Here is a 4,274-nt window from a genome sequence, read left to right on the forward strand (position 1 = left end):
GGGGCGCGCCCCCCCCCCACAGCGGCCGCGCACCCCGCGCGGGGCGCCACGGCGGCGCGTGCGGCCGCGCCGGCCCCGGCCCCCCCCCCCCGCGGCCATCGCCGCGGCGATCGAGTGCTGGGTGGACAGCCGCGCGGCCTGCAGCGCTTCGGTGCTGTGGGCGGTCAGCAGCAGCGCGTGCCTGCGGGGGTCGGCGATCAGGAACCCCAGCGCGGCGTCGGCGGCGGCATGGACCTGACTGTGGATATCGGGGGCCGCCGCGCGGGTGGCCGCGACGACGGTGGCGATGCCTTCGGTGGTGAGCTCGTCGACCAGCGCCGACAGCAGGGTGTCACGGTCGGCGAACTGTTCGTAGAAGTAGCGATCGTTGAGACGCGCGCGAGTGCAGACCGCCCGCTTGGTGACCGCGGGCGCGCCACCCTCGGCAAGCAGGTCGAGCGCCGCGTCGAACAGTGCGGCACGGCGCCGGGATCGACGCTCGTCGGCGGCCACCCCCGCATAGGCGCGCGGTGTCGCCGTTCCGTCGGAGTGCTCATCACCCATGCTCTTGACCATCCCACCATTCTGGTGCACTCTGACACCACACGAGTTTCTGGTGTCGCACGGCACCAGATTGGCGCCAAGGCGTCGACCGGGCTCGTATGTCCTCGACGCTGGAACAAAGGAGTTCCCGATGACCTGTCCCGTGCCACACATCACCGAATCGACCGCACCCGAACACCTTTCCGGTGCCGTCGCACGATTCGAGCGAGTGGGCGGATCGGTACTGTTCGGCCTGTTCGCGGTAGGCCTGTTCGATCAGCCGATGCTGCCGCCGGTCTCGGCCGCACTGGAAGCTACCGGACGTTCGCGCAATCAACCGTGGGCCCGAGCGGTCCGCACCGCCGCCGCCGACCAGCTCATCTACCACGGCGAAGACCCCGAACGCGCCGCCGAAGCACACCGGCTCATGGTGCTGCATCGCGACGTCAAAGGCATCGGCCCGGACGGCGAACGCTACTCCGCGCTCAACCCGCAGGCATGGAACTGGATCCTCTACTCGGCGTTCTTCGTCCAACGCGGCGCCTACATCGCCCTCACCGGCACCGAACCCTCACCCGCCGAGAACCAGGCGATCTGGGACCACTACCGGCACAAGACCGACGGTTTGCACCTGCCCGGCAAGTCCCGGCCGATCGAGGACTACACCGAACTGGTCGCCCACTACGAGCGCATGGCCGCCGGCGAACTCCGCGCCACCCCCGCACTCGCCGCCGCCACCGCCTCGGTCCGGCAGGCGCCGCTACCGGACTTCCTCCCCGCCATGGCAGGCCCGCTGTGGCGGCTGGGATCCCCGATACTCAGCCATGTGGTGATGCTGCTCGGCTGCGGCATCATGCATCCCGACGTGCGCGCCCGCATGCCCATCACCTGGACACGCCGCCACGACCGGGAATTCGCGGCGATCACCGCGGTGCTGCGCGTCGCCTTCGACCGGCTGCCCGCCTCGGTCACCGATTCCCCGATGGCACGCAACCGGCGCAAGTACCGCAAGCTGGTGGCACAATATCGCGAGGTCGGACTGACCTCGTTCGTACCCGAGCCCGCCGTCAGGTCGTGAGCGACAGGGCCGAATCAGGCCCTGTTGACAGCATCTGACCACCACCGGATCATCTTCTTGGACATTTGTCCGAGACTCGATGCCCGAGGCGGTACCCATGCTCGAATCCCCCGTCACCTCGGTCGAACAGGCCGACGTCGTCGTAGTCGGCGCCCGCTGCGCCGGCTCGGCGACGGCCGTGACGCTGGCGCGAGCAGGACACCGGGTCGTCGTCCTCGACGCCGCTCCCCTACCGTCGGACACGCTGTCCACCCATCTGCTGTGGCCGGCCGGGCTCGCCGAATTGCAGCGACTCGGTGTGCTCGCCGAGGTCGAGGCACTCGGTGCGCCCCGGCTGACCCGGGCCTACGCCGAAGGCGCCGGGTACGGCATCGAATCGCCGTTTCCCGCCGTCGACGGGATCGACTACGCGATGTGCGTGCGCCGCACCGGCCTCGACGGCGTCCTCGTACGCGCGGCGATCGAGGCAGGTGCCGACGTCCGCCCGCGCTGCCGGGTCACCTCCGTCGTCTGGGCGCAGAACCGGTGTGCCGGTGTGCGATACACCGATCAGTCCGGTGCCGTCGTCGAGGTCAGGGCAGCACTGGTCGTCGGCGCGGACGGCCGCCACAGCACCGTCGCCCGATCGGTGGGCGCCGACCAGCCGTTCCTCACCACGCCCAGCGGACGCGACTGCTACTACGCGTACTGGCGTGACACCACCGGCAACCCACGCCACACCGCCGCCCAATGGCGCCACGGCGCCGACCTCGGCACCGCGTTCCCCTGCGACGACGGCCTCGTCCTGAGCCTCGTGCAACCACCCGCGGCACCGGGCCGATCCGGTCCGGGCGAAGCCGAACGGCGCTATACCGAAGCGGTCGCACGGATTCCCGCACTGGCCGCCCGGCTCCACGGATGCGAACGCGTCGGCCGGGTCCGCGCCGCCACCGGCATCGCCTCCTACTTCCGGCGCTCCGCGGGCCCCGGCTGGGCACTGCCCGGCGACGCCGGGCACTTCAAAGATCCCGTCACCGCCCAGGGCATCCGCGACGCCCTGCACTACGGACGACTACTCGCCGAAGCCGTCACCGAGGTCATCGACGATCCCAGCGTACTCGACCGGTCACTGCTGGAATGGGAACGACGGCGCATCATCGAATGCCGCGACATCTTCCACTGGACCAACCGGCTCGCGCGCGGAGAAGCCATGCGGCCCTTGGAGATCGCGCTATATCGCAGCGCCGCCACCGACCCGGAACTGGCCCGCATCACCACCGGCATCTTCTCCCGCACCCGCAGACCCGCCGAGCTGCACACCCCGTCGCGCGCGGCGCGGCTGGTCGTCGGCGCGGTGCGCCACCAGCGCGCGAACACCCGTGCAGTACTGCTCGACCTCGCTCTGGAGATCCGCACGGGCGCCCGCAACTGGTTCACGAACCGGACTGCATTGCGCGGCAACAGGCCCCACACACGCGTACGGCGATCTACCCCGCATGTTCCCGAGGTTCGAGCATCCCGAGGCCGGTGACGTCGCGGACATACTTCTCGATCAATTCCGGACCCAGGTGCGGGATATCGTGCTCGGCCCCGATCTGTGCCGCCCGCACCGCCGCCCGGAAACCGTCGGCAGGCAACGCCGAACCGGGTAGCGGCCTGCCGGGACGCCGATGCGCGTGCAGCAGCGGAAGCAGGGTGTGTTTGCGCTGTTCCTCGGGCAGGGCCCGCAAGGCGGTCTCGAAGCGGGCGAACCATTCGTCGTAGTCGTCGACGCGGTCCACCCGATGACCCGCCTCGACCAGCCAGTCGACGAACACATCGAGCGAGATGCCGTCATCATGTGGGTTGACGACATCGTAGGTGCGATACCCCTCGGTCGCCGCCGCACCGAGCCCAGTGACCGCAGCGGCAACGAAGTCGGCGGGCAGCCCGTCATAGTGCGCGCGCTGCCGACCACCACGGGAATCGGTGACATAGAACGACATCGGCGCGAGACCCGTCACCAGCACGCTCAGCAGCAAGCGTGTGAACACGTCGGGCACATTGAGCTGACCCGGATAGGTACTGTGCGCGAGAATCATGTCCGAACGGAACACCGCCACCGGCAACCCGAACCGGTCCGACGCCTCCCGCAGCAGCACCTCACCCGCCCACTTGCTGTTGCCGTAACCGTTGGCATAGGTCTCGTCGAGGCGGCGCACAGGACTCATCGTCCGCACGTCACCGTCCTCGGCGAAGGACTCACCCTGCGCCGCGACCGCCACCGTCGACAGATAGCTCACCGGCTTGCGTGTCGACGTCGAAGCGAGCCGGATGACCTCGGCGGTACCCACCACATTCGGGCTGAACAGCTGCGCATAGGGCAGCACATGATTCACCAATGCCGCCGAGTGCACAATCAGGTCGACATCCTCGGCCAAGCGCTGCCAACTCGACGAGTCGAGCCCGAAACCCGGTTCCCCGATATCGCCGGGCAGCACCTCCAGCGCGCCCGCGGCGAGCGCACGGAAACGCTCGCGCAGATCGCTGTCGGTATCGAAGGCCGCGTCGAGTCGCACCCGGGCGGCAGCGGCATCGCCGCCCCTGACCACACAGATCACCCGGCCGCCGACCGGTGCCAGTCGTTCCAGCCAGGTCAGCAGCAGAAACCGGCCGAGATAGCCGTTCGCGCCGGTGATCAGCACCGTGTTCGCTG

At 69.5% G+C, this 4,274-nt stretch carries 4 protein-coding genes; 2 read left to right on the forward strand and 2 right to left on the reverse strand.

Going from position 1 to position 4,274, the window contains the following annotated elements; all coding sequences use genetic code 11:
• Window positions 1–555: TetR/AcrR family transcriptional regulator (locus tag ACFWPJ_RS21575; RefSeq protein WP_378853982.1), on the reverse strand; the 555-nt coding region annotated here is incomplete at its 3' end.
• A 118-nt stretch (window positions 556–673) separates the two neighbouring features.
• Between ACFWPJ_RS21575 and ACFWPJ_RS21580 the strand changes: the two genes are divergently transcribed.
• Together ACFWPJ_RS21580 and ACFWPJ_RS21585 are read left to right on the forward strand one after the other, a co-directional pair.
• Window positions 674–1,600, forward strand: a complete 927-nt coding sequence (locus ACFWPJ_RS21580; RefSeq protein ID WP_378853984.1) for an oxygenase MpaB family protein — start codon at window positions 674–676, stop codon at window positions 1,598–1,600.
• Window positions 1,601–1,697: 97 nt separating this feature from the next.
• Window positions 1,698–3,110: an NAD(P)/FAD-dependent oxidoreductase gene (locus ACFWPJ_RS21585; protein ID WP_378853986.1), complete on the forward strand. Its 1,413-nt coding sequence runs from the start codon at window positions 1,698–1,700 to the stop codon at window positions 3,108–3,110.
• Here the strand turns inward: ACFWPJ_RS21585 and ACFWPJ_RS21590 are convergent.
• On the reverse strand, window positions 3,067–4,274 hold a 1,208-nt coding region (locus tag ACFWPJ_RS21590; RefSeq protein WP_378853988.1), incomplete at its 5' end, for a thioester reductase domain-containing protein. The genes ACFWPJ_RS21585 and ACFWPJ_RS21590 overlap by 44 nt on opposite strands.

This window comes from Nocardia sp. NPDC058497 (assembly GCF_042720195.1).
GTDB lineage: Bacteria > Actinomycetota > Actinomycetes > Mycobacteriales > Mycobacteriaceae > Nocardia.